Origin of the sequence: Hydrogenophaga sp. BPS33 (assembly GCF_009859475.1) — a bacterium.
GTDB lineage: Bacteria > Pseudomonadota > Gammaproteobacteria > Burkholderiales > Burkholderiaceae_C > Hydrogenophaga.
Genome location: NZ_CP044549.1, coordinates 5,566,675 through 5,587,312 on the forward strand (window position 1 = coordinate 5,566,675; position 20,638 = coordinate 5,587,312).

11 protein-coding genes are annotated in these 20,638 nt (G+C 65.6%); 5 read left to right on the forward strand and 6 right to left on the reverse strand.

The window, feature by feature from the left end:
* Positions 1 to 75: 75 nt before the first annotated feature.
* Together F9K07_RS25770 and F9K07_RS25775 are read left to right on the forward strand one after the other, a co-directional pair.
* Positions 76 to 1,881, forward strand: a complete 1,806-nt coding sequence (locus tag F9K07_RS25770; RefSeq protein WP_442907353.1) for an ABC transporter ATP-binding protein/permease — start codon at positions 76 to 78, stop codon at positions 1,879 to 1,881.
* A gap of 465 nt (positions 1,882 to 2,346) precedes the next feature.
* Entirely contained in the window at positions 2,347 to 3,300 is a 954-nt protein-coding gene (locus F9K07_RS25775) for an IS110 family transposase (RefSeq protein ID WP_159593437.1), read from the forward strand.
* Positions 3,301 to 3,384: 84 nt separating this feature from the next.
* Here the strand turns inward: F9K07_RS25775 and F9K07_RS25780 are convergent, their stop codons facing one another.
* Positions 3,385 to 4,281 carry a LysR family transcriptional regulator gene (locus F9K07_RS25780; protein WP_159596121.1) on the reverse strand — a complete coding sequence of 299 codons (897 nt, stop codon included), beginning with the start codon at positions 4,279 to 4,281 and terminating at the stop codon, positions 3,385 to 3,387.
* A gap of 148 nt (positions 4,282 to 4,429) precedes the next feature.
* On the opposite strand from F9K07_RS25780, the gene F9K07_RS25785 reads away from it, so the two are divergent.
* Both F9K07_RS25785 and F9K07_RS25790 read left to right on the forward strand, forming a co-directional pair.
* Positions 4,430 to 5,443: a Bug family tripartite tricarboxylate transporter substrate binding protein gene (locus F9K07_RS25785; protein WP_159596122.1), complete on the forward strand. Its 1,014-nt coding sequence runs from the start codon at positions 4,430 to 4,432 to the stop codon at positions 5,441 to 5,443.
* A 13-nt stretch (positions 5,444 to 5,456) separates the two neighbouring features.
* The gene (locus tag F9K07_RS25790; protein WP_159596123.1) at positions 5,457 to 6,746 is read left to right on the forward strand and encodes an FAD-dependent oxidoreductase; all 1,290 of its coding nucleotides are present in this window, start codon (positions 5,457 to 5,459) and stop codon (positions 6,744 to 6,746) included.
* Positions 6,747 to 6,764: 18 nt separating this feature from the next.
* Here the strand turns inward: F9K07_RS25790 and F9K07_RS31960 are convergent, their stop codons facing one another.
* Positions 6,765 to 14,546: a putative Ig domain-containing protein gene (locus F9K07_RS31960; protein ID WP_159596124.1), complete on the reverse strand. Its 7,782-nt coding sequence runs from the start codon at positions 14,544 to 14,546 to the stop codon at positions 6,765 to 6,767.
* Between the two features lie 632 nt (positions 14,547 to 15,178).
* On the reverse strand, positions 15,179 to 15,796 hold the full coding sequence (locus tag F9K07_RS25800; RefSeq protein ID WP_236581524.1) for a hypothetical protein: 618 nt from the start codon (positions 15,794 to 15,796) through the stop codon (positions 15,179 to 15,181).
* Positions 15,797 to 15,915: 119 nt separating this feature from the next.
* On the opposite strand from F9K07_RS25800, the gene F9K07_RS25805 reads away from it, so the two are divergent.
* Positions 15,916 to 16,200: a hypothetical protein gene (locus F9K07_RS25805; RefSeq protein ID WP_159596126.1), complete on the forward strand. Its 285-nt coding sequence runs from the start codon at positions 15,916 to 15,918 to the stop codon at positions 16,198 to 16,200.
* Positions 16,201 to 16,315: 115 nt separating this feature from the next.
* Here the strand turns inward: F9K07_RS25805 and F9K07_RS25810 are convergent, their stop codons facing one another.
* The 3 genes from F9K07_RS25810 to F9K07_RS25820 all read right to left on the reverse strand — a co-directional run bounded on the left by F9K07_RS25810 (position 16,316) and on the right by F9K07_RS25820 (position 20,477).
* Positions 16,316 to 16,669 (reverse strand): hypothetical protein, encoded by a 354-nt coding sequence (locus tag F9K07_RS25810; RefSeq protein ID WP_159596127.1) that lies wholly within the window; start codon positions 16,667 to 16,669, stop codon positions 16,316 to 16,318.
* Between the two features lie 171 nt (positions 16,670 to 16,840).
* A complete protein-coding gene (locus tag F9K07_RS25815) occupies positions 16,841 to 18,280 on the reverse strand; it encodes an HlyD family type I secretion periplasmic adaptor subunit (RefSeq protein WP_159596128.1) in 1,440 nt (479 codons plus the stop codon).
* Between the two features lie 7 nt (positions 18,281 to 18,287).
* Positions 18,288 to 20,477 carry a type I secretion system permease/ATPase gene (locus F9K07_RS25820; protein WP_159597113.1) on the reverse strand — a complete coding sequence of 730 codons (2,190 nt, stop codon included), beginning with the start codon at positions 20,475 to 20,477 and terminating at the stop codon, positions 18,288 to 18,290.
* Between the last annotated feature and the right edge of the window lie 161 nt (positions 20,478 to 20,638).

The following is a 20,638-nucleotide window of genomic DNA, read 5'->3' on the forward strand; positions in this document are numbered from 1 at the left end:
TCGATCCCTCCGCTACGATGCGCCATACCCATCGGGCGCGGATGTTGCGTGCCCGGTCACCTCCGAGGGCCACCCATGACGACGACCACCACCACCGACGCCGAACCCGCCGCTCCCCGCCCTGCCCGCTTCTGGCCCATGCTCAAGAACGTCGGCGCCTTCGCCATGCCCTACTTCCAGTCCGAGGAGAAGTGGCGTGCGCGCGGCTTGCTGCTGGCCGTGGTGCTGCTCAACCTGGGCACGGTCTACATGCTGGTGCAGATCAACGAGTGGTACCGCGTGTTCTACGACGCGCTGCAGAACAAGGACCAGGCGGTGTTCTGGCAGCAGATCGGGCGCTTCGGCTGGCTCGCGCTGATCTACATCGTGCTCGCGGTCTACAAGTTCTACCTCACGCAGATCCTGCAACTGCGCTGGCGTGTCTGGCTCACCGACCACTACATGGGCCGCTGGCTCGCCCACAAGGCCTTCTACCGCATGGAGCTGGCGCGCTACACCTCCGATGAGCACGGCAACCCCGACAACCCGGACCAGCGCATCCAGGAAGACCTCAACCTCTTCACGAGCTACACCGTCACGCTCTCCATGGGCATGTTCAACGCCCTCATCACGCTGGTGAGCTTCGTCGGCATTCTCTGGACGCTCAGTGGATCGCTGACCTTCACCGTGCCCGGCTTCCTGGGCGGCGGGCAATGGGAGATCGTGGGCTACATGGTGTGGGCCGCGGTGCTGTACTGCCTGGTGGGCAGCGCCATCGCGCACTGGATCGGCCGCCCGCAGGTGCGCCTGAACTTCCAGCAGCAGATGTTCGAGGCCAACTTTCGCCACCACATGGTGCGGGTGCGCGAGTACAGCGAATCGATCGCGCTGGACGGCGGCGAAGGTGTGGAGCGCCGCCATCTCGACCTGCGGTTTCGCGACGTGATGGGCAACTACTTCAGCCTCATCCGCAACCAGAAGCAGCTCACCTGGTTCAGCAGCTTCTTCGCGCAGGCCGCCATCATCTTCCCCATGATCGTGGCCGCACCGCGCTACTTCAGCGGCGCGATCCAGCTCGGCCAGCTGATGCAGATCAACTCGGCCTTCGGCCGTGTGCAGGACTCGCTGTCCTGGCTGGTGGACAACTACATGGCGCTCGCGGTGTGGAAGGCCACCACCGACCGGCTCACCGGCTTCGAGAAGAGCCTGCAGTACCAGTCGGCCACGCGCGAGAAGCTGAGCACCACCGCGTCGGACGACCACATCCGCGCGCAACACCTCGACGTGGCCTTGCCCGATGGCAGCACGCTGCTGGCCGATGTGAACGTGGACGTGAAGCCCGGCGACACCGTGCTGCTGCACGGCCCCTCGGGCAGCGGCAAGTCCAGCCTGTTCCGCGCGTTCTCGGGCATCTGGCCGCACGCGCGCGGCCATGTGGCGCTGCCCAAGGACACCATGTTCATACCGCAGCGCCCGTATTTCCCCGACGGCCGTCTGCGCGACGCGCTGGCCTACCCCGATCCGGCCGACCGGTACACGGACGCCGAATTGCGCGAGGCGCTCGAAGCCGCCTTGCTGCCCGGCTTGAGCGACCAGCTCGACCGCGAAGATGCCTGGAGCCAGAAGCTCTCGGGCGGCGAACGCCAACGCCTGGCGATCGCGCGCGTGATGTTGAAGAATCCCGCCTGGGTACTGGCCGACGAGGCCACCAGCGCGCTCGACGAAGAAGCCGAGGCCACGATCTACCAGCGCCTGGTCGATCGCGTGAAGCAAGCGCACGGCGCGATCGTCTCGATCGCGCACCGCTCCACCTTGGCGGCACACCACCGCCAGCGCTGGGCCTTGCGCGCCAACACAGCGGAGCAAGGCGCACGCTACCGCCTGGATATCTCGACCGACTGATCGCAGCCCACACGGTTTTGCATTCCAGCGTAGAACAAGGCGGATTGCCGAAGACCGTGCAGTCGCACGGCAAGGTGGATGAGTGGCATCCTCTCGCGCGTGCCCCTCACCCCAACCCTCTCCCCAGAGGGGCGAGGGAGTGAAGGCACGGCCTCCGGAGGGAAGGGTCTGCATCCAGAGGCATTGAGGGACGGCCCCGCCGACCCAAGATGCCGCACTCTCTCCGGCGCGCGTGCCTACATCCAGAGGCATCAAGGGACGGCTTGTATGGTTGAGGTGTTGGGGTGGAGGGCCTGGAAGTACGGCTATCGGCTTGGACCGACTGGCGGAGATTGCCCCCACCCCGCCTTTCAGCGTCGATAAGGAACTGAGCGGCACCCAGTAGCGCCGATCTTGAAGCAAGCTAACGCGGCTGGCGGGAATTTCCACCCCAACACTTGCCATTCTTTCTCGCAGGAGGTTGCCATGCAAGAAGTCCATGTGTTCATCGGGGTAGATGTGGCCAAGGCCGAACTCGTCGTCGCCACGGCCTCCCAACCAGGATGCCGCAGCATCGCCAACGAGGTCGGCGCCATCAGCGCCTGGCTGCGTGAGCTACCAGACAACACCCTTGTGGCCATGGAGTCCACCGGGCGCTACCACCAACTGCTCGCCACCCTGGCACACGCAGCGGGTCTGCAGGTGTTCGTGCTCAACGCCCGCGATGTGTTCTTCTACGCCCGCGCCCTGGGCGCTCGGGCCAAGACCGATCGGCTCGATGCCCATGTGATCGCCCGTTACCTTCTTGAACATCATGAGCACCTGCACCCCTGGCAGGCTTGCTGCCCCGCGCTCGCTCAGGTCAACACCCTGCTCGCGCAGCGTTGGACGGTAGTGACCAAACGCACCGCGCTGCACCAGTCGCTACAGGGCTGTGATGCAGCCATCGCTGCCGAGCTAGGGGCCCTGGATGCGGCCTTCGCCACGCTGCTCAAGGCCATGGATGCGCGCATCGCAGCACTGTTCGCAAAGGATGCCCGCTTGGCAGAGCAACGGGCTTTACTGCAAAGCATCGTGGGCGTGGGCGCGCAAAGCAGTGCATTGCTGGCCAGCGTGCTGGCCCAGCTGGACTTTGCCAGCGCCGATGCCTTGGTGGCCTACAGTGGGCTGGACCCGCGTGCCTGTGATTCGGGCCGCAGTCGAGGCCACCGAAGGCTCTCAAAACGCGGACAACCGGCTCTACGACGCCAGATGTACCTCGCCGCCATGTCGGCCTGCCACACCAAGACATTTGAAGCCACGTACAAGGCTTTGCGCCAGCGCGGCCTGAAGACCACCGAAGCCCTCGTTGTACTGGCTCGCAAGCTCCTGCGTATCGCCTTTGCCGTCTGGCGCTCTGGCAAACCATTCGAGCCTCAGCGATATGCACCCAGCGCTTGACTTCTATCCATAGAACCTCCGCCGGCCCGAGATGCCGTCCTCCCTCGAAGCGCCGAAGGCGCGCTACAGAGGGGGGAAGCCGCGTCAGCGGCGCAGGGGGGAGCTCTCTACTTCACGGCGAAAGCGCGCGACGAGTTCGTCTTCCAGCGCCGAACTGGGAAAGTTCGGGTTGCGCAGGCGGTAGATCTTGTGCACCGGCGCGCGGCGGATCGGCCGAAAGCTCAGCTTGCCGCTGGGCCAGGCCCGCGCGGTGAGGTTGTCCACCACGGCAATGCCGCAACCCGCGGCCACCAGCGCGCAGGCCACCTGCCCCGAGCGCACCTCGATCTGCGAGCGCGCGGTCTGCAGTTGCTCGGCCAGCGCCGAGTCCACGAACGAGCCCTGCGGCGTGTCGGGCGCGAACGCGATCAAGGTCTCTCCCAGCACCTCGGCCAGGGACACATGGGCCGCCTGCTCGAACCGGTGTCCCTTGGGCATGACGCAGCTCAGCGTCCACCGCCCCACCACCTCGGACACCAGCGGCGGGTGATCGACCATCAGGTTGCTGAAACCGACATCGGCCTCGCCGCGCGCAAGCAGGCGCGTCATGTCGCGCTTCAAGTGCGATTCGATGTGGATCCTGGCCGCGGGGAAGGCCGCCACCATGCTGGCGATGGCCTCGGGCAGCAGCTCCAGCACAAGGCTCGGACTGGCCAGCACCCGCAAGGTCTGCCCACCGCCGGCGCGCAAGGCGCTGGCGCGCTCCTTGATGCGGTTCACGCCCAGGTACACCTGCTCCACTTCGGCAAATAGCGCGTGCGCTTCCGGCGTGGGCTGCAAACGCCCTCGGTTGCGCTCGAACAGGCGCACCCCCAATTGCAATTCGATGTGGCCCAGCATGCGGCTGATGCCCGGTTGCGACACGTGCAGCAGCCTGGCCGCATCGGTCACCGAACCGGCCAGCATGGTGGCGCGAAAGACCTCGATCTGTCGCAGGTTCATGTGCGTTCGCTCCTTTCAACAACATAACTCCATGTTATGCATCCAGGAAGCAATGGTATTGGATGGTTACGTCCAGACGTCTTAGCATGACCACAACCTCAACGGCCCTGGTTCCTGACCAGGCCTTTCAAGCACCCGGAGACAACGCATGAACCGATCCACCACATCCCCCTCCCACGTCCTGCGCCGCCGCGAACTGCTGATCGGCGCCGGCGCGCTCGCGGGCGGCTTTGCCGCATCGCCGCTGAGCGCGCTGGCCAATACCGCGTGGCCCACACGCCCGGTGCGCATCGTGGTGCCCTTCGCCCCCGGTGGCGGTGCCGACAGCTCGGCGCGCGTGCTGGCCGAGCTCTTCGGCACCACCCTGGGCCAACCCTTCATCGTCGACAACAAGCCCGGCGCGGGCAGCGCCATCGGCGTGAACCACGTGGCCCAGAGCAAGGACGGCCACACGCTGCTGATGGGCAGCAACAGCATGGTGATCAACTCGCTGCTCGTACCCAACATCGGCTACGACGTGAACAAGGATTTCGACGTGGTCGGCATGGTCTCCGACCAGCCCTTGGTGTTGGTGGTGCCGAGCAATTCGTCCCTCCAGACCTTGAACGACATCGTGCAGCAAGCCAAGGCCGACCCTGGCAAGCTCACCGCCGGCAACAGCGGCAACGGCACCTTGGCCCACCTCACCGCCGAGATGTTCTCGGGCGAGGCCGGCATTGAGTTCACCCATGTGCCGTACAAGGGCGAGAGCGCCATGATGCCGGACGTGCTCGCCGGCCTGGTGTCGCTGGGCTTCCTGAACCTGCCCAGCGTGTTGCCGCACATCCGCGCCGGCAAGCTGCGCGCGATCGCCGTGTCCTCGCCCAAGCCGGTAGCCGACCTGCCGGGCGTGCCCACGCTGCGCTCGCTCAACTACCCGAACCTCGAGATGCAAGGCTGGGCGGCGCTGTTCGCCCCCAAGGGCAGCATTCCCGCGGCCGGCCTGGCGCAACTGGAAACGATGCTCTCCAAGGCGCTGCAGTCCGATACGGTCAAGACCAAATTCGCGTCCATCGGCGTGGCACCCGTGCTCAAGACCCGCGCCCAGGCGGGCCAGTTCATGCGCGCCGAACTGGATCGCTACGCAGGCGTGATCAAGTCGCGCGGCATCAAGGCGAGCTAAGAGACGAAACCCCATGCAACACGCGATGACGCCGACACCCGATGTGCTGGTCTGTGGCGGTGGCCTGGCCGGCACCATGGCGGCCATTGCCGCCGCGCGCCAAGGCGCCAAGACCTTGCTGGTGGAGCGCTACGGCTTCCTCGGCGGCAACGCCACGGGCGGCGCGGTTGCGCAGTTCAACTGCTGGCAGACCGCGGCAGGCCGCCGCGTCATCGCCGGCCTGGCGCAGGAAGTGGTGGACCGCCTCGAAACCTATGGCGCCGCACGGCCGCACGACGTGTTCGTCATGTCCACCGGCCACCCCATGGACCGCGTGGAATACGCCACCGAAGTGCTCAAGCTCGTGCTCGACGACATGGTGACGGACGCCGGCGTCACCGCGCTGCTGCACACGCAGCTGCTGGATGTGAACGCACGCAACGATCGCATCGAAACGGTGCGGCTGCTGACCAAAGGCGGCATCGTCACCGTGGAGCCGCGCGTGGTGATCGACACCTCGGGCGACATGGACGTTCTGCACAAGGCCGGCGCGCGCTTCCTGGCGCTGGACGAAGGCGACAGCCTGCAGCCCGCGACCATGATGTTCCGCTTCGGCCCGATCGACTTCGCGCGTCTCGATGCGCTGTCGCCAGACGAGGTACAGGCCCTGGCGCGCGAGGGTTTCGAAGCAGGTGAGCTCGCGCGCGCGGCGCTGCACCTGGCGCGCGACCCGTTTTCGCAGGACGCATGGTTCAACATCAGCCGACTGGGCATCGACGCCACCGACACCTACGCGCTGAGCCGCGCGGAAATCGAAGGCCGTCGCCAAGCCTGGCGTGCCGCTCAATTCCTGCAGCGTGCCGTGCCCGGCTGCGAAGGTGGCCGGCTGCAGGCCTTCGCCACGCAGGTCGGCATTCGCGAGACGCGCCGCATCCATGGCGACCACGTGCTCACCGCCGAAGAGCTGGTGCAACCGCCACCGTTCGACGACACCATTGCGCTGGGCGCGTACCCGATCGACATCCACCCCGCCGTGGGGGGCGAACTGATCTACACGCCCATGGGCGACGACCATGCGTACCAGATCCCCTACCGCAGCCTGATCCCGCAGGGCTTGGCCAACGCGCTGGTGGCCGGGCGCGGCATCTCGGCCACGCACGCCGCGCTGGCCGCGATCCGTGTCATGACGATCTCCATGGCGGTCGGCCAAGCCGCTGGCACAGCGGCCGCCCAGGCTTGCGCGTCGGGCGGTGGTGATGTACGGCGGGTGGACGTGCCGGCATTGCAACGCCAGTTGCAGGCACAGGGCGCGTTGCTGGCGTAGGTGCCGCGGCCTGGGTGTTCACCAGCTCGCCGCGATCACGGGTGGCTGGATGCTGCCTCGCTGCTCATGCGGCGGCGTGTGCGAAATGTCACCGGGTGCGGGTGCCGAAAACTCGGCCATGGCGCGGCGCATCTGCTCGACCTGGCCATCGATCAGGGTTTGCATCTCCGACTTCGGTCCAGTCGCTGCGGCCAGCGGCGCATGCGAGAGCCACTGCTCGGCATCGCGCTCGCGTTGGGCTTGCATGCGCCGCGCGCCATCCGAACTCAAGCCCACGGTATCGCTGATGTGGCGCCACAGCGCCGACTTCGGCGACCAGGGTTCCGAGAGGTCCCAGGTCGGGTCACTCGAAGCGGCGGTGAGGGTCGCCGCGGGCGTGGCGGCTGCGGCCGGCGCGTCGAACCTTGCGGCAGGCGGTGCGGCCTCGTGCACTGGCGTGGGCAAGGGCTGGACATTCAGCTTGAAGAGACGCTCGCTGGCAGCGCCGCTGATGTCCTGCACCACCAGCCGCAGCGCCACCGTCCCCGCATCTCCTGGGCCGGGCTGTCCCTTCAACCGGCCCGTGACCGGGTCGAAGCGCAACCAGTCGGGCAAGTCGGGTGCGTCGGCGGCCTGCACCGAGTAGCTGTAGCGGTCCTGCGGGTCGTCGTCGTGCACGTGGTGCGGTGCCAGCGTCCAGTCCAGCGTCTCGCCTTCCTGCACCGTCACGTCGCCCACGGCGCTCGAGATGACCGGCGCGTCGTTGGTGTTGAGCACCCGCAAGGTCACGGTCTGGCTGGCGCTTTGCGTCGACGTCAGGCTGGCGGTGATGCGCAGTTCCAACGGACCCACATCCCCGTTGGCGGGCGTGCCGGACAGCACGCCCGTGGCCGGATCGAACCGCAACCAGGCGGGCAGGTCGCCGGACCCGTTGGCGCGGTTCACTGCGTAGCGCGGCTGGCGATCACCGCCGAACTCGAACGCCAACTCGGGCATCTGGAAAGACCAGGCCTCGTCTTCGCGCAGTTCGACCACGCCCATGGGCTCCCCGGCCACGACAGCGGAAGAGAAAGACGGCCGGGGCGGCGCGAGTTCGAGCACCAGCGAGAGGGGCCACACAGTGCCGTCTGCGAACTCGAAACGCTCGATGCCCACGCCGGGCGCCAGCGGGTCGTTGGCATCGGGCAGCACCACGTGCACGCCACCCAGGCCGCCCCAGCTGAAGGACAGCGCCTGCTTTTTCCCCGCATCGGTATCGACGACGCTCCAGTCGAAATGCAAGGCGCCCGCATCGATGCCTGCACCGAAACGCACGGTGTCCACCACGGGGGAGACGAGTTGTGCGCCGTGCATCTGCACGCCCGCCAAGGCGGCGGGATCCAGACCACCGGCTTCGAGCCACGTCGATGACGCGCCGGTGGCTTTGGCGATCAAGGCGCTCAGCTCTTCGGAGACGATGTTCAGGCTGTGGTTGCCGTCTCCGCCCAGCACGCGATGGGCCGGGATCTTCTGCGCCAGCGCCATCAGGGCGTTGACGTTGGGGGCCGTGAGCGGCATGGAACCGGTGAGCCAGCCAAAGTCCAGGAGGGGATCGAACGCGGGCATTTCCCAATTCCTGCGGCCAATGGCAGCGGCGTAGTCCATCTTCCAGGCCGGGCTGCCAGGGCCCAGCTGCAGCGCAGGAAGGTCGGCCGGCTTCTGTACCCAGGACGGGTTGGTGAAATCCGGCGACGGGCTGACAGACCCGGGCGCCATCAGCGCCAGGAACTCCGCCTCCAGCGCGGGGATGCGCACGTTCGGATGCGTCCAATGCAGGCGCACCTCGACCGTGGTCATGCCGCTGTCGACCAACACGTCCCAGCCGTCGTCCTGGGCGTCTACCCCATACACATCGGAACCCGCGCCCGCGTCCAGATAGTCGTGGCCCATGCCACCGTGCAGTTCGTCGTCGCCGTCGCCCGAGATGATGCGGTCGTTCCCCGCGCCGGCGTCGATCCAGTCGTGGCGGCCCAGCGAGCCGTCGGGCCATCCCGGTTGGCCCGACGCATTGAGCAGGTTCAGGTCATCGCGTTGGGCACCGTACGGGTCGCCGATCAACACATCGTCGCCTGCGCCCAGGCTCGCGGTAACAGAGCCGCTGCCGTAACCCAGGTTCAGCGTGTCGGCCCCGTCGCTGCCCGTGAAATCGTAGTGAAGCCGTGTCACCGTGGTGGTGTTGCGGTAGTAGTGATCGGCGTAGTTTTCTGTGACGGTGCGACGGGTGTAGACCTCTGTCCAATATATGTTGGACCGGACGGGCTCTTCCACGAAGATGCGGTCGTCCTGCGTGAACACCCTGGCACCTTCCTCCAGCTGGACGACGCCGCCGTAGTTGGACAGCAGCTCCGTGACGTCGTAAATGCGACCACCGAACTTCTCCAGGGCGGCGTGGTACGTCACCTCCGTCTTCTCGTACGTGCGCGTTCCCCGGACGATGTACAGATAGGTGCGATCCGCCTTCGTCTCCGTCGGATCTGGATGTACCGTCACCGGCTCGCCACCACCACTCTCGATGCGCCGCGTGGCCTTGTTGAACACGAACACCTTTTCCTCGAGCGTGCCCACGTCCTTGCTGGCCGAGCCGGTGTCGGAGAACACGAATGCATCAATCTTCTGCGGGCCGGCCTTCACGTCGAGCGCCTGCACGAACGCGGCCTTGCGCTGCTCCAGCGTCTGCGTGGCCACCGCCGCCTGAGCCACCACCCCCAGGTTGTGCTCGCTACCTTGCGCGTCCACCAGCGTCCACTGAGCGTCGGTCGCAAACACGCCTCGAATGTAGGCCGCCGCGCCCGAGGTCTCGTGCTGCACCATCAGGTCGATGCCCACACGCGCGTAGCGAAGGTCTTGCAGCGCCACGCCATTGCCGAGCACCAGCCGCGACGGTTGATCGCCATCGTCCTGGATGCGCTCCAGCCCCTGGCCGGCTTCGAACCGGTAGCTGTCCACGCCCGCTCCGCCCAGCAGCAGGTCCGCGCCCGCATCGCCGACCAGGGTGTCGTCTCCCGCACCGCCGGACAGCGTGTCCGCACCGGCACCCCCACGCATCACATCGGCCCCGGCATAGCCAAACAGCTTGTCGTGCCCCGCCGTGCCCTCAATCGGCGCGGTGTGGCCGCGCACGATGTCGGCGAACCAGCTGGCCGCGTGGCGGCGCTCGCCGCCGGCGAACTCGAACACCAGTTGCGCGACCGGGGCATCGGCGGGGATCAGCACCGCGTCGTCGCGGCTGTAGGACAGCTGCACATACGCCACCCCATCCACCTGCACCCGCGTGCCCACCACCGCCGAAGGCCGGATGCCCGCGCCAAAGCGCACGCGGTCCGCACCCTCCAGCCCCGCGATGCGGTCCACGCCATCGCCAAGCTGGAATTCGAAGACATCGTCGCCAGGGCCGCCATCAAGCCGGTCGTTGCCGCGGCCCCCCACCAGCGTGTCGTGGCCATTGCCACCAAGGATCTCGTCGTCCCCCGCCTGGCCGCGCAACACATCGTCACCGGCATAGCCGCTGATGAAGTCGCCACCCGACGTGCCGCTGAACGCGTTGTCCGTGTCGTCGCCACCGAGGATGCTGCCATCCGGCGAGACCATCTGGTCGATGAAGTCCTGCGGCATCCACACCGTGCCGTCGGCGAAGGCGTAGCTCGCCACCGCGCCTTCGAGCGCGCGGCGCACAGTGACCGAGCGGTCGGGCCCCACCACGAACCGCACGTCGGCCGAGGTGCCGATACGCTCCAGCGACACGTCCTGCGGCCGTATGTGCGCAGCAAAGCGCACCGTGTTACGACCCTGGGGGTCGATGATCTCGTCGTGGCCGAGGCTGAAGTCGACGAGGTACACGTCATCCCCCGCGCCGCCCAGCAACAGGTCGCTGCCGGCATGGCCACCGAGCGTGTCGTTGCCATCCCCCCCGCTCAGCAGGTCGTTCTGCGCGCCGCCGAGCAACACGTCGTCACCCTGGCCGCCCAAGGCCGAGGAGGCCTGGTCGCTGGTCACGATGTGGTCGCCCTGGTGGGTGCCGGTGATCTGCAGGCCCGGCATCTCGGCCACGAAGGACGCCAGGCTTCTTGTGGAGCCCGGTGCGTCCGGGCCGCCGATGGACACGTCGAAGCGATCGGCCAGCACCAGCGCGTCGGTGACCCGGATGGACAGCGACCCCACCGACACGATCAGGTCGTTGGGTGATGCCGCGCCGCCGCGGGTGACGGAGACGGAAGCCCAATCGGTCACGCCGTTCAGCTGGAGGCGGTTGCGCCCCTGCGAATCGCGGATCGTACTGGTGGTGGGCGTTTCAACGCTCCCGGTAGCGTAGACGTACACGTCGTCGCCCTCGCCCCCTTGCAGCGTGGCGCCATCTTGCATGTGCGCGAACCGATCGGCATAGCGCGTGCCCTGCACGCCGAGCGCCAACGCAGCAGCCTTCACGTCCACACCCTGCTGGCGCAGCAGGGTCTCCAGATTCGCGTCCACCCCGTTGGCAAAACGCAAAGTGGTGATGCAACTGCTGGCGCTGTCCGAAGACATGTCCAGCGCAATCGCATCGTCGGGCTGGCCCGCCTCCCCCCGCACCACCAGAACCAGTCGACCCATGGCGTTCAATTCGGCGCGCACATCGGCCAGGGTGATGCCCGCGCCGAGTTCCAGCACGCCGCCAGAGCCATAGCCGCGGACCACGTCGTGCCCGTCGCCCCTGTCAAAGCGCAGCGTGCTGCCTGTGCCGTTGAGCACAATCTCGTCGTCCCCCTTGCCCGCCGTCACGGTGTTGCGCGAGCCGTACACGAACAGCCTGTCGTTGTGGGCCGCGCCTGCCAGCGCGGCGTCGTCGCGGTACGCGCTTTGCACGGTGGCAACCTGTAGCCGGTCGCCCAGCAGGCGCGCCAGAGACAGCGCCTGGCCATCGGCGGTCTCGATGGTGAAGGTGGCCGCCGTGGCCGGCGTCTCGAACTCCACGCTGGCCCAGGTGCCGGGCAGCGCCCCGCGCCAGCGCAGCACCACGCTTTGGCCCTGCAGCGCCACGTCCAAGGCGCTGCGCGCGGCGTCCACCCGCAAGGTGTTGCGACCTTCGAGGTCGGCAATGAAGGTTCGGTTGCTCTGGGTTGCACCCTCCGCGTTCGTCACGTCCGACGTGCGCACGATGTAGGTGTCATCACCCTCATCGCCAAAGACCTGGTTGTGGCCATCGCCGGCATCCAGAAGGTCGTTGCCGCCATTGCCGAAGAGAACATCGTCGCCCTGGCCGCCAAAGAGCCGATCGTCCCCGTGGTACTGCGCGCCCAGGGTTTCGCTGTCGCCAACCAAACGGTCGTTGCCTTGGCCACCCACCAAGGTGTCGTCGCCGCCGTCGCCTTGCAAGCGGTCGTTGCCTTCTTCGCCGAAGAGCTGGTCGTCGCCATGCGCCTTGCCGTCGAGCGCATCGCCATCGCCCTGCAGCTCGTCGTCGCCCTTGCCACCGTGCAAGGTGTCGCCCTTGCCGCCACCCCACAGTCCATCGTTCCCGTCGCCGCCTTGCAAGTGATCCACGCCGTGAAAGGCGGTGTCGATCGCGTAGGCGCCTTGCTGGCTGCTGATGTCGTCCCCAAAAAGCAGATCGTCGCCGACGCCACCGGAGAGGCTGTCGTCTGCACCGCCACCCACCAGAAGGTCGTCGCCTTGGCCGCCGGAGAGCACATCTTGGCCGTGGTGGCTGCCGTGGAGCGGGCGTTTGGCGTCGCTGTCACCATAGAGTTCGTCGTCGCCATCACCACCGAGCAGATGGTCTGCGCCACCGCCGCCGATGACGGTGTCGTCCCCCGCTTCACCTTCGAGGATGTCGTTGCCGTGACGCGATGGGTCGGTGTGCTGCAACAGCCGACCAGCGCCGTCTTCCAGGCCATCGCCGAGGAGGTAGTCGTCTTCGGTGCCCCCCAGCAAGTGGTCGTCGCCACCCGCGCCCCAGAGCACGTCCTTGCCCTGGCCGCCCAACAGGGTATCGGCGCCATCGCTCCCAACCACCTGGTCGTTGCCGTCGCCCGCGTCGACGAAGTCCCCCCGGGCTTCACCCGCGCCGCTGTTGGTGGTGCTGTTGTTTCTTCCGCTGTCCAGGGTGTACCCGCCCACCGTATTCACCGCCGCCCAGGTGGGGCCACGGACGATGAGGCTTTCAGCGGGGTACCGATCGTATTGGTCGTCGTCTTTCACCCGCTGGCGCACGTGGATCGTCTGGCCGCTGTAGATGAAGTCACTGCCTGCCCCACCCAGGATGTGGTCCGCACCCGCACCGCCGCTGATGAGATCGTCCCCGTCCCCACCTTCGATGCGGTCCTCACCCTTGCCGCCGGTGAGCGCATCGTTGCCCCCCAGGCCCAGCATGCGCACGTTGTCCGACCGGCCAGCCGCGCTGATGACATCGGCAAACCCGCCCTCGGCCTTGCCACCTTGCAGCGTGCCGTCGGCCAGCCAGGTGGTGCTGCTCCAGTCGTAGTGGCCGTAGGAGGCATCGTCGGGAAGCACGTCGTCCTGGCGCGCTTCGACGCCCAGCTTGAGCCCGCGCTGGTCGCCTTTGTACAGCGCGCTGAACTCGGGCGATTTGCCATCGTCCACGTCGTCGCCCAGCGTCAGGCCCAGATCGCCATCGCGCCAGCCTTTGACGGTGATGCTGTCCTGGCTGTTGTTCTTGGCACTGATGTGCAGCGTGGTCTCGTCCAGGCGCACGATGCGGAATTTCGCGCTGCTGTCTTCCCAGGCGTTGCTGTTCTGCGCCAGTTGTTTGCCCACGCTCAAGGTCTGGCCATCGATCTCGATGCGGCCCAGGCCATCGGCGTCGAGCACCACGTCCTGGCCGTGGCCGCTCTGGAAGACGTAGGTGTCGTTGCCTTGTCCGCCGAGCAGCGTATCGTCGCCGAGGCCTCCGATCAGGGTGTCGATGCCGATGTTGCCTTCTAGGTGGTCGGCACCGCCTTCGCCGCTCAGAGCGTCGTCGCCTTGTCCGCCGAAGAGGCGGTCGTCTTTGTCGCCGCCCAACAAATCGGCATCCGAGGTGTTGCCACCGAACACCACCTTGCTTGCAGGCAACAGGGGCGTATTGCCCAACACCTGGAGCTGCTGTTGGTGAGCACGATCCTCGAACCGCGTGTTGCTCGCCGCGCCGAGTGCGCGCACCGATGCCACACCACCCAACAAGGCGATCTCTTCGGTGTGCGTCGATGCCAGTGCGCGGACGTACTCGCTGCGGGCTTGCAGATAGTCGTCACTGAAATGCAAGGTGGACGCGTCCGCGCCGGAAGCGATGGCGTTGTGGTCGGTCAGCCACCGTTCGTAGTCGGTGCGGTGCAAGGCATACAGCTCCATCGCAGCGGCAGATGTTGTGCTGGAGGCACCGGGGAGGCGGATAGCAAACGGCAGACCAAGTTGCAGCGACAGCATGGCGCCAAAGTCGTTGCGGGCTTCGCTCGCGCTCGGCGTGGTGGCGGAGATTTGAATGCCGCCTGGAACGCGATCGGTGACAGCAGCAATGCGCCCGGCGAAGGCGACGATGGCCTTGTCGTCTGCGTTGTTGGCCAGCGGCGTGGCCGAGGGGTTGAACACCTGGGCCAAGGCGTTGAGCAGCGCCACGGTTTCTCGGCCTTCGCGTGCGGAGCCGGCCACGTCGAACAGGCGACCGAGGTCGGGGAGCGCGATGCTGTTGTCGATGCGGTGCAGCAGCATGGAGGTGTAGACCGAACCGGTCGGGTCCAGGCGGGCTGCGCCTTCGCCGAAGGTGACGGATTCGAGGCGGTGCCAGAAGCCGTCGGGAAGGTACTCACCCATCCAATCAAAAACTGGGCGGGTGGTGTACGGGTTCAAGTACTTGGCACCGACTGCTCCCGCCACTGCGCCTGTACCGCCAGCAAACGCTACCCAGGCTGCGCCAGCTCCGAAGGCGCCGGCGACTGATGAGAGCACAGCGCCAAAGGCTGCCCCTAACCCCATCGATAAAACCGCTTCACCTGCCTTGTTGCCATCACCGTCTTTGATCGCACCGGCAATGCCCACGATGTCGAACGCTGGTCCTGCAAAACGACCGATAGATCGCAAGCCATTGTTGACCCTCGCCTGAAAGGATGTAAGTCGGTCTGCCGCAGAAACGGCGTCATCGGCCAAGGCAAACGCAGCATTTGACATTTCGTCGGCAGCTGTGCGCCAAACCGCTTCAGCAAAGACGTCAGCTGCCGCCATAGCCATCTCTCGTTTTGCGATCGCAGATGCAATGGCGATCTGGTACTGCGATCTCACAGCAGTCAGATTTTTCTCTGCGCTTGCGCCTCCGCTTTCGAAAGCATCGACGATGCCACTGGCGAAGTTGGCCGCCCAACCCGCCAAGTCATCCCACATCCCCGCGAACTGTTCGTATGTCTGCTGTTGCATGGTCGTACTGGTGTTCATTTACATCCTCCTGATTGTTAAAAGTTGACTCGATTGACTTTTCTGGTGGTGGTGCATGCATGCCCTGCCCACAAGGTTAGAAAGAAGCTCAGCGGAATGCCCACAACCAACTGATTCATCGCGGTGAGAACGCCAAAAGTCCCTGATGTAGCTGCTTTGAGCAAGAAATAGGATCGGCTCATGCTGAGAGGGTCGAGGTAAGGCCACTTCCACAAAACCAATAACAAGAAGCAGACCACGCTCCACGCATAGAGCAACGCCAACCAGCGCTTGGCTCGACTCTCAAAGGTCTTCAAGTGGTACCCCCGAACTGCCACGGTGAAGTACAACAAGATCAGAAATGCGATCAGCAACGACATGCCGATGAACGTCTGTGCAAACACCGGATCGGGCGTGCGTGCTGTCGCCCGCATCGCATTCGGGATCAACTCAACGATCGGGAGCATGAGACGGTGCAATGGACCTAAATGCTCACCAGACGGGAGGAGCAGCCCGAGAAACGCCGTACCTATCGCGTGTCCAAGGTAAGCCTTCATGAGCGGTGGATGTCTGTACATGCGCGCGTTTGTCTTCGCTTGGACTTGCTCGCGAGCAGACTTCGTTGACCCAAAAAACATGCTGCGTTCCTCGTGCATGAACAACGCCTCACGGTACGTCTGTAGTTGTTCCGTGATTGCATAGACTTGCGAGGGCTGTGGCGACCATTGCGACAGCGCACATAGTCACCACCATCGATGGCAGTGTTCGAAGTGGCATGGAAGCCGCCCATCAAGCGTTCGCCTTTGGCCTCTTCTGCCGGGTGTTCAGGCCTGCCGGGCTGCTGCTCTTTGAAGCAGCCACGCACGGCGATGGCGCGCGCGAGACCGCCTATGTTCGCCATCTGAAGGCGCGCACGCATTCGGCGGCAAAAATTCAAGACATCCTTGATCGCTTGGATCACGTTTCCCTCCTTCCCATTTGCTTTTTCTTGTGGATGCCTCTCGGCAAACTTGAATGGCGCGTTGGACCCAGTGGTCATTCAGATCGAGGTTGCGCTTGAGAACAAGCCACCTCAAAACGCCAGCGCGTGACGATACGCGCAACTGAACTTGAACAACACCGGCCAAGATGCCTATGCGGGCACGCTGCGGACCAAATCGGCCCCGATGCCCAGTTCAAGCATGAATATCCTCCTCGTGCTCGCGAAACACGTTGATGGCTTGTGTGACGACCACCGTTCCCATGCCCGCGCCATTGAAGGTGTAGGTGGCCGCGACCGCGTCTGGGTACAGAAGGTTGAAGTTCGTGGCCAAGTGATCACCGAGGTTGTCCGCCAATTCGGTGGAGCGGAAGCTCAAGACTTGTTCGCCGGTCTTGCTGTTGTGGAACAGCGTGCCGCTGAAGCTTGTGGTTGTGCTGTTGGTGTGCTCCACCACCTGCCAACGATCTGCGATGAAAGCTTGGGCTTGGGTGTCTGCCGCGATCTGCAGATTGGAAAACCTCAAGTAGTCCGACATTCGAGAGCTCATCTCCACCTCCCTTCTCTGGTTTCAAAACCCGCAGCGAACAAGCCCGCCACGATAAGCGCGAATTCGGCGGCGAAATACCGCCCATGGGTATCGAAACAGCCACTATTTTTTGTGATCCATTCACCTTCATTCGCGGTGGTCTTGCGCCATCCGCGCGATGAACGCGGCAACTCACCGCTCACGCAAACTCTCGCTCGTGTGCTGCATCAACGGCGCCAAGAAATACTCGATCACGCGCCGCCGTCCGGTCTTCACTTCCACGGTCACGGCCATACCCGGGCTCAGGCCGACGTCGGTACCCTCGACCCGCAGGTGCGCCTTGGCCATGCGCACGCGGCTGACGTAGATGAGGCCGCGCCTCTCGTCGTTGATCGCGTCGTGCGACACGGTCGATACCGCCGCATCGATCGTTCCGTATTTGGTGAACGGGAAGGTCTCCACCTTCACTTCGGCGCGCTGCCCGGCGCGCACGAAGCCGATGTCCTTGTTCTCGAAGAAGGCTTCCACTTCGAGCGGATCGTCGCTGGGCACGATCAACATCAAGGGCTGGGCAGCGGTCACCACGCCGCCTTGCGTGTGCACCGCGAGTTGCTGCACGGTGCCGTCCACCGGCGCGGTGATGCGCATGAGGCGCCCGCGCACATCGGCTTTCTTCCATTCCTGCGCGAGCGCATCGAGCTGTTGCTGGCCTTCGGTGATGCTGTCAAGCGTGCCGCGCCGGGTTTCGGCGATCAAGGCCTGGCGCTGCCCGCGCACTTCGCCCAGCGACGCCTCGATTTCGCGCAGGCGGCTGCGTTGCGCCGCCAGATCGGCCTCTTGTTCGATGCGGTGTTGCTCGTGTTCCATGAAGCCGTGGCGCGACACGAAGTTCTGCGCCATCAGGTTCTGGTAATCCCGTGCGCGTTGCTGCGCCATGGGCACGGTCTGCTCCAGCTTGCGCACGATTTCCTGGGTGGAGCGCAGCTCGGCTTCGCGCCGCGCGGTGTCGGCCACGATGCGGCTCAGGCGTGCGGCGAACTCGGCGTACTGACCGGACAGCAGACGCTGCGCTTCGAGGTGGCGTGCACCGTCCACGCCCGCCGGGCGTTGCATCACAGGCTCGCGTCCGCCGGTACCCAGCGCAGCCAACAGGGCCTGTCCACGCGCCACTTGCAGTTCGGCCGCGCCGCGTTCGCCTTGGAGCCTGTCGGTGTCGGCTTGCGCGGTGGTGGCGTCGAGTTCGATCAGCAGGTCACCGGCCTTGACGTGTTGGCCATCGGTGACGTGAATGGCCTGGATGGACGCGGTCTCGAAGGACTGGACGGTCTTGGTGCGGTCGCTGGGCACGATCTTGCCTTGCGCCGTGGCCACCACGTCGATGCGACCGAAGACGGCCCACAACAGGGTCAGCAACAGGAAGCCGATGAGCAGCCACATGGCCACGCGCGGTGCGGGCGAGACGGGCGCGTCCTGCAGCGACAGGGCCGCGGGCATGAAGGCCACTTCATACCCCTGGCGCGGTGGGGTGCGGTGGTCGGCGCGCGCGCGCCAAGCCTGGCGCCAGGCGTGGCGGTAGCGCCGCAGCAGATCAGACAGGGCTTGCAGGCGGATGCGCAGTGCAATGGTGTTCATGCGGACCTCATGCCTGCTGCAAACGGTGCAACGCGGCATACGCGCCCGAAGGCTTGCGCAGCAGCTCGGCGTGCGTGCCCATCTCCACGATCTGGCCTCGGTCCATGACCACGATGCGGTTCGCCTCGCGCACGGCGCTCAGGCGGTGCGCAACGATGATCACGGTGCGCCCCTGCACGATCTCTTTCATGTTGTTCTGAACGATCCGTTCGCTCTCGTAGTCGAGCGCGCTGGTGGCTTCGTCGAAGATGAGGATGCGCGGGTCGCCGAGCAGCGCGCGCGCAATGGCGATGCGCTGGCGCTGCCCACCCGACAGCGTGGAGCCGTGCTCACCCACCAGCGTGTCGTAGCCCTCGGGCAGCTCGGTGATGAAGTCGTGCGCGCCGGCCATGCGCGCGGCGTCCATCACCTGCGCCAGCGGCGCGCCGGGTTCGGCCAGGGCAATGTTGTCGCGGATGCTGCGGGCGAACAGCACGTTGTCCTGCAGCACGACGCCGAGTTGGCGGCGCAGCGAGCTGGCGTTGACGAGCGAGAGGTCCATGCCGTCGACCAGCACGCGTCCGCGCTCGGGCAGGTGCATGCGTTGCACCAGGCGTGTGAGCGTGCTCTTGCCCGAGCCGGAGCGGCCCACCACGCCCACCACTTCGCCAGGGGCGATGTCGAGCGAAAGATTTTTCAGCACTTCGGGGCCGTCGGCGCGGTAGCGGAAGACCACGCTGTCGAGCGTGATACGGCCTTGGATCGGCGGCAAGGTGCATTTGGCGTCGGCCGCTTCGGCTGGGCTGTTGAGAATGTCGCCCAGGCGTTGCACCGACAGGCCGGTTTGCTGAAAGTCGGTCCACAACTGCGCCAGACGCATCACGGGTTGGGCCACCTGCCCGGCCAGCATGTTGAAGGCGATCAACTGGCCCCCGCTGAGCTGGCCTTCGATGACCAGCTTGGCACCGAAATACAGCGTGGCCACGGTCACCAGCTTGGAGATGAGGGTGACGCCGCCGTTGGCCAGGGTGCCGATGGTGGCGGTGCGAAAGCTCGCCGACACATAGCCTGCCAGTTGGTTGTCCCAGCGCGTCGTCCACTTTGGCTCCACGGCCATGCTCTTGACGGTGTCGATGTGGCTGATGGTTTCGACCAGGAAGGCCTGGTTCTCCGCGCCACGGCTGAACTTCTCGTTCAGGCGCGCGCGCAGCACCGGCGTGGTGACCGCCGTGAGGATGGCGTAACACGGCAGCGACAGCACCACGATCAAGGCAAGCCAGACGCTGTAATACGCCATGACCGCGAGGAACACCACGGAGAACAGCAAGTCGAGCACCACGGTGAGTGCGCTGCCCGTGAGGAAGGAACGCACGTTCTCCAGTTCGCGCACCCGCGCCACCGAATCGCCCACGCGCCGCGCATGGAAGTAGCCCAGTGGCAGCGCGAGCAGGTGCTGGAACAGGCGGGCGCCGAGCTCCACGTCGATGCGGCTGGTGGTGTGGGCGAAGACATAGCTGCGCAGCGCCGTGAGGGTGACCTCGAACAGGACGACCACCGCGAAGGCGACCGCGATCACGTCCAGGGTGGTGGTGCCCCGGTGCACCAGCACCTTGTCCATCACCACCTGGAAGAACAGCGGCGTGATGAGCGCGAAGACCTGCAGCACGAGGCTGACCGCCAGCACCTCCAGCAGCAGCTTGCGGTACTTCACGACCGCCGGAATGAACCAGGTGAAGTCGAACCGCGCCATCTCACCGGCCAGGGTGGACCGGGAGGTGAAGAGGATCGCTTCGCGGTCGGGCCATCGCGCGGCCAGTTCGTCCAGCGAAAGGAAGTCGGGCTTTTGCAGGGACGGGGCGTACACGATCGCACCGTTGTCGGTCACGTCCAGCAGCACATGGAAGTCGGGCTGGCCTTGCGCGTCGTGACCCACCAGGATGGCGGGCCTGGGGACTTGGCCCAGGCGCCCGGGATCGACGCTGACGCGACGGGCGTGCAACGACAGTTTGCGGGCCGCGAGCAGGATGCCCTGCACTTGCAAACCGCCCTCATGGGCGAATTCATGGGCGATCTGAGGACCATCGGCGGCCACGCCGTGGAACTGCGCGATCGTCAGCAGGCAGCACAGGCCAGCGTCCGGGGAGGGGGTTGCTTTTGGCGAAGGGCTCAGCGGCGCCTCCACCCCTAGGCGCAAGGCGTGCGGCCCTGCCAGGGTCATGTCGGTCATGGTTTCTCAGCGGTTGGTGAACGCCGTGGATGGCGTCGGCCGGCTCAGCGCGGGGTGCCTAGGGCAAGGTCTGGCCGGGATTCGAAGGCGCTGTTTTTAATACAAAAGAAACCAATATGTCCATCCAAATTTTTAGGATGTTTTCTTTTGAA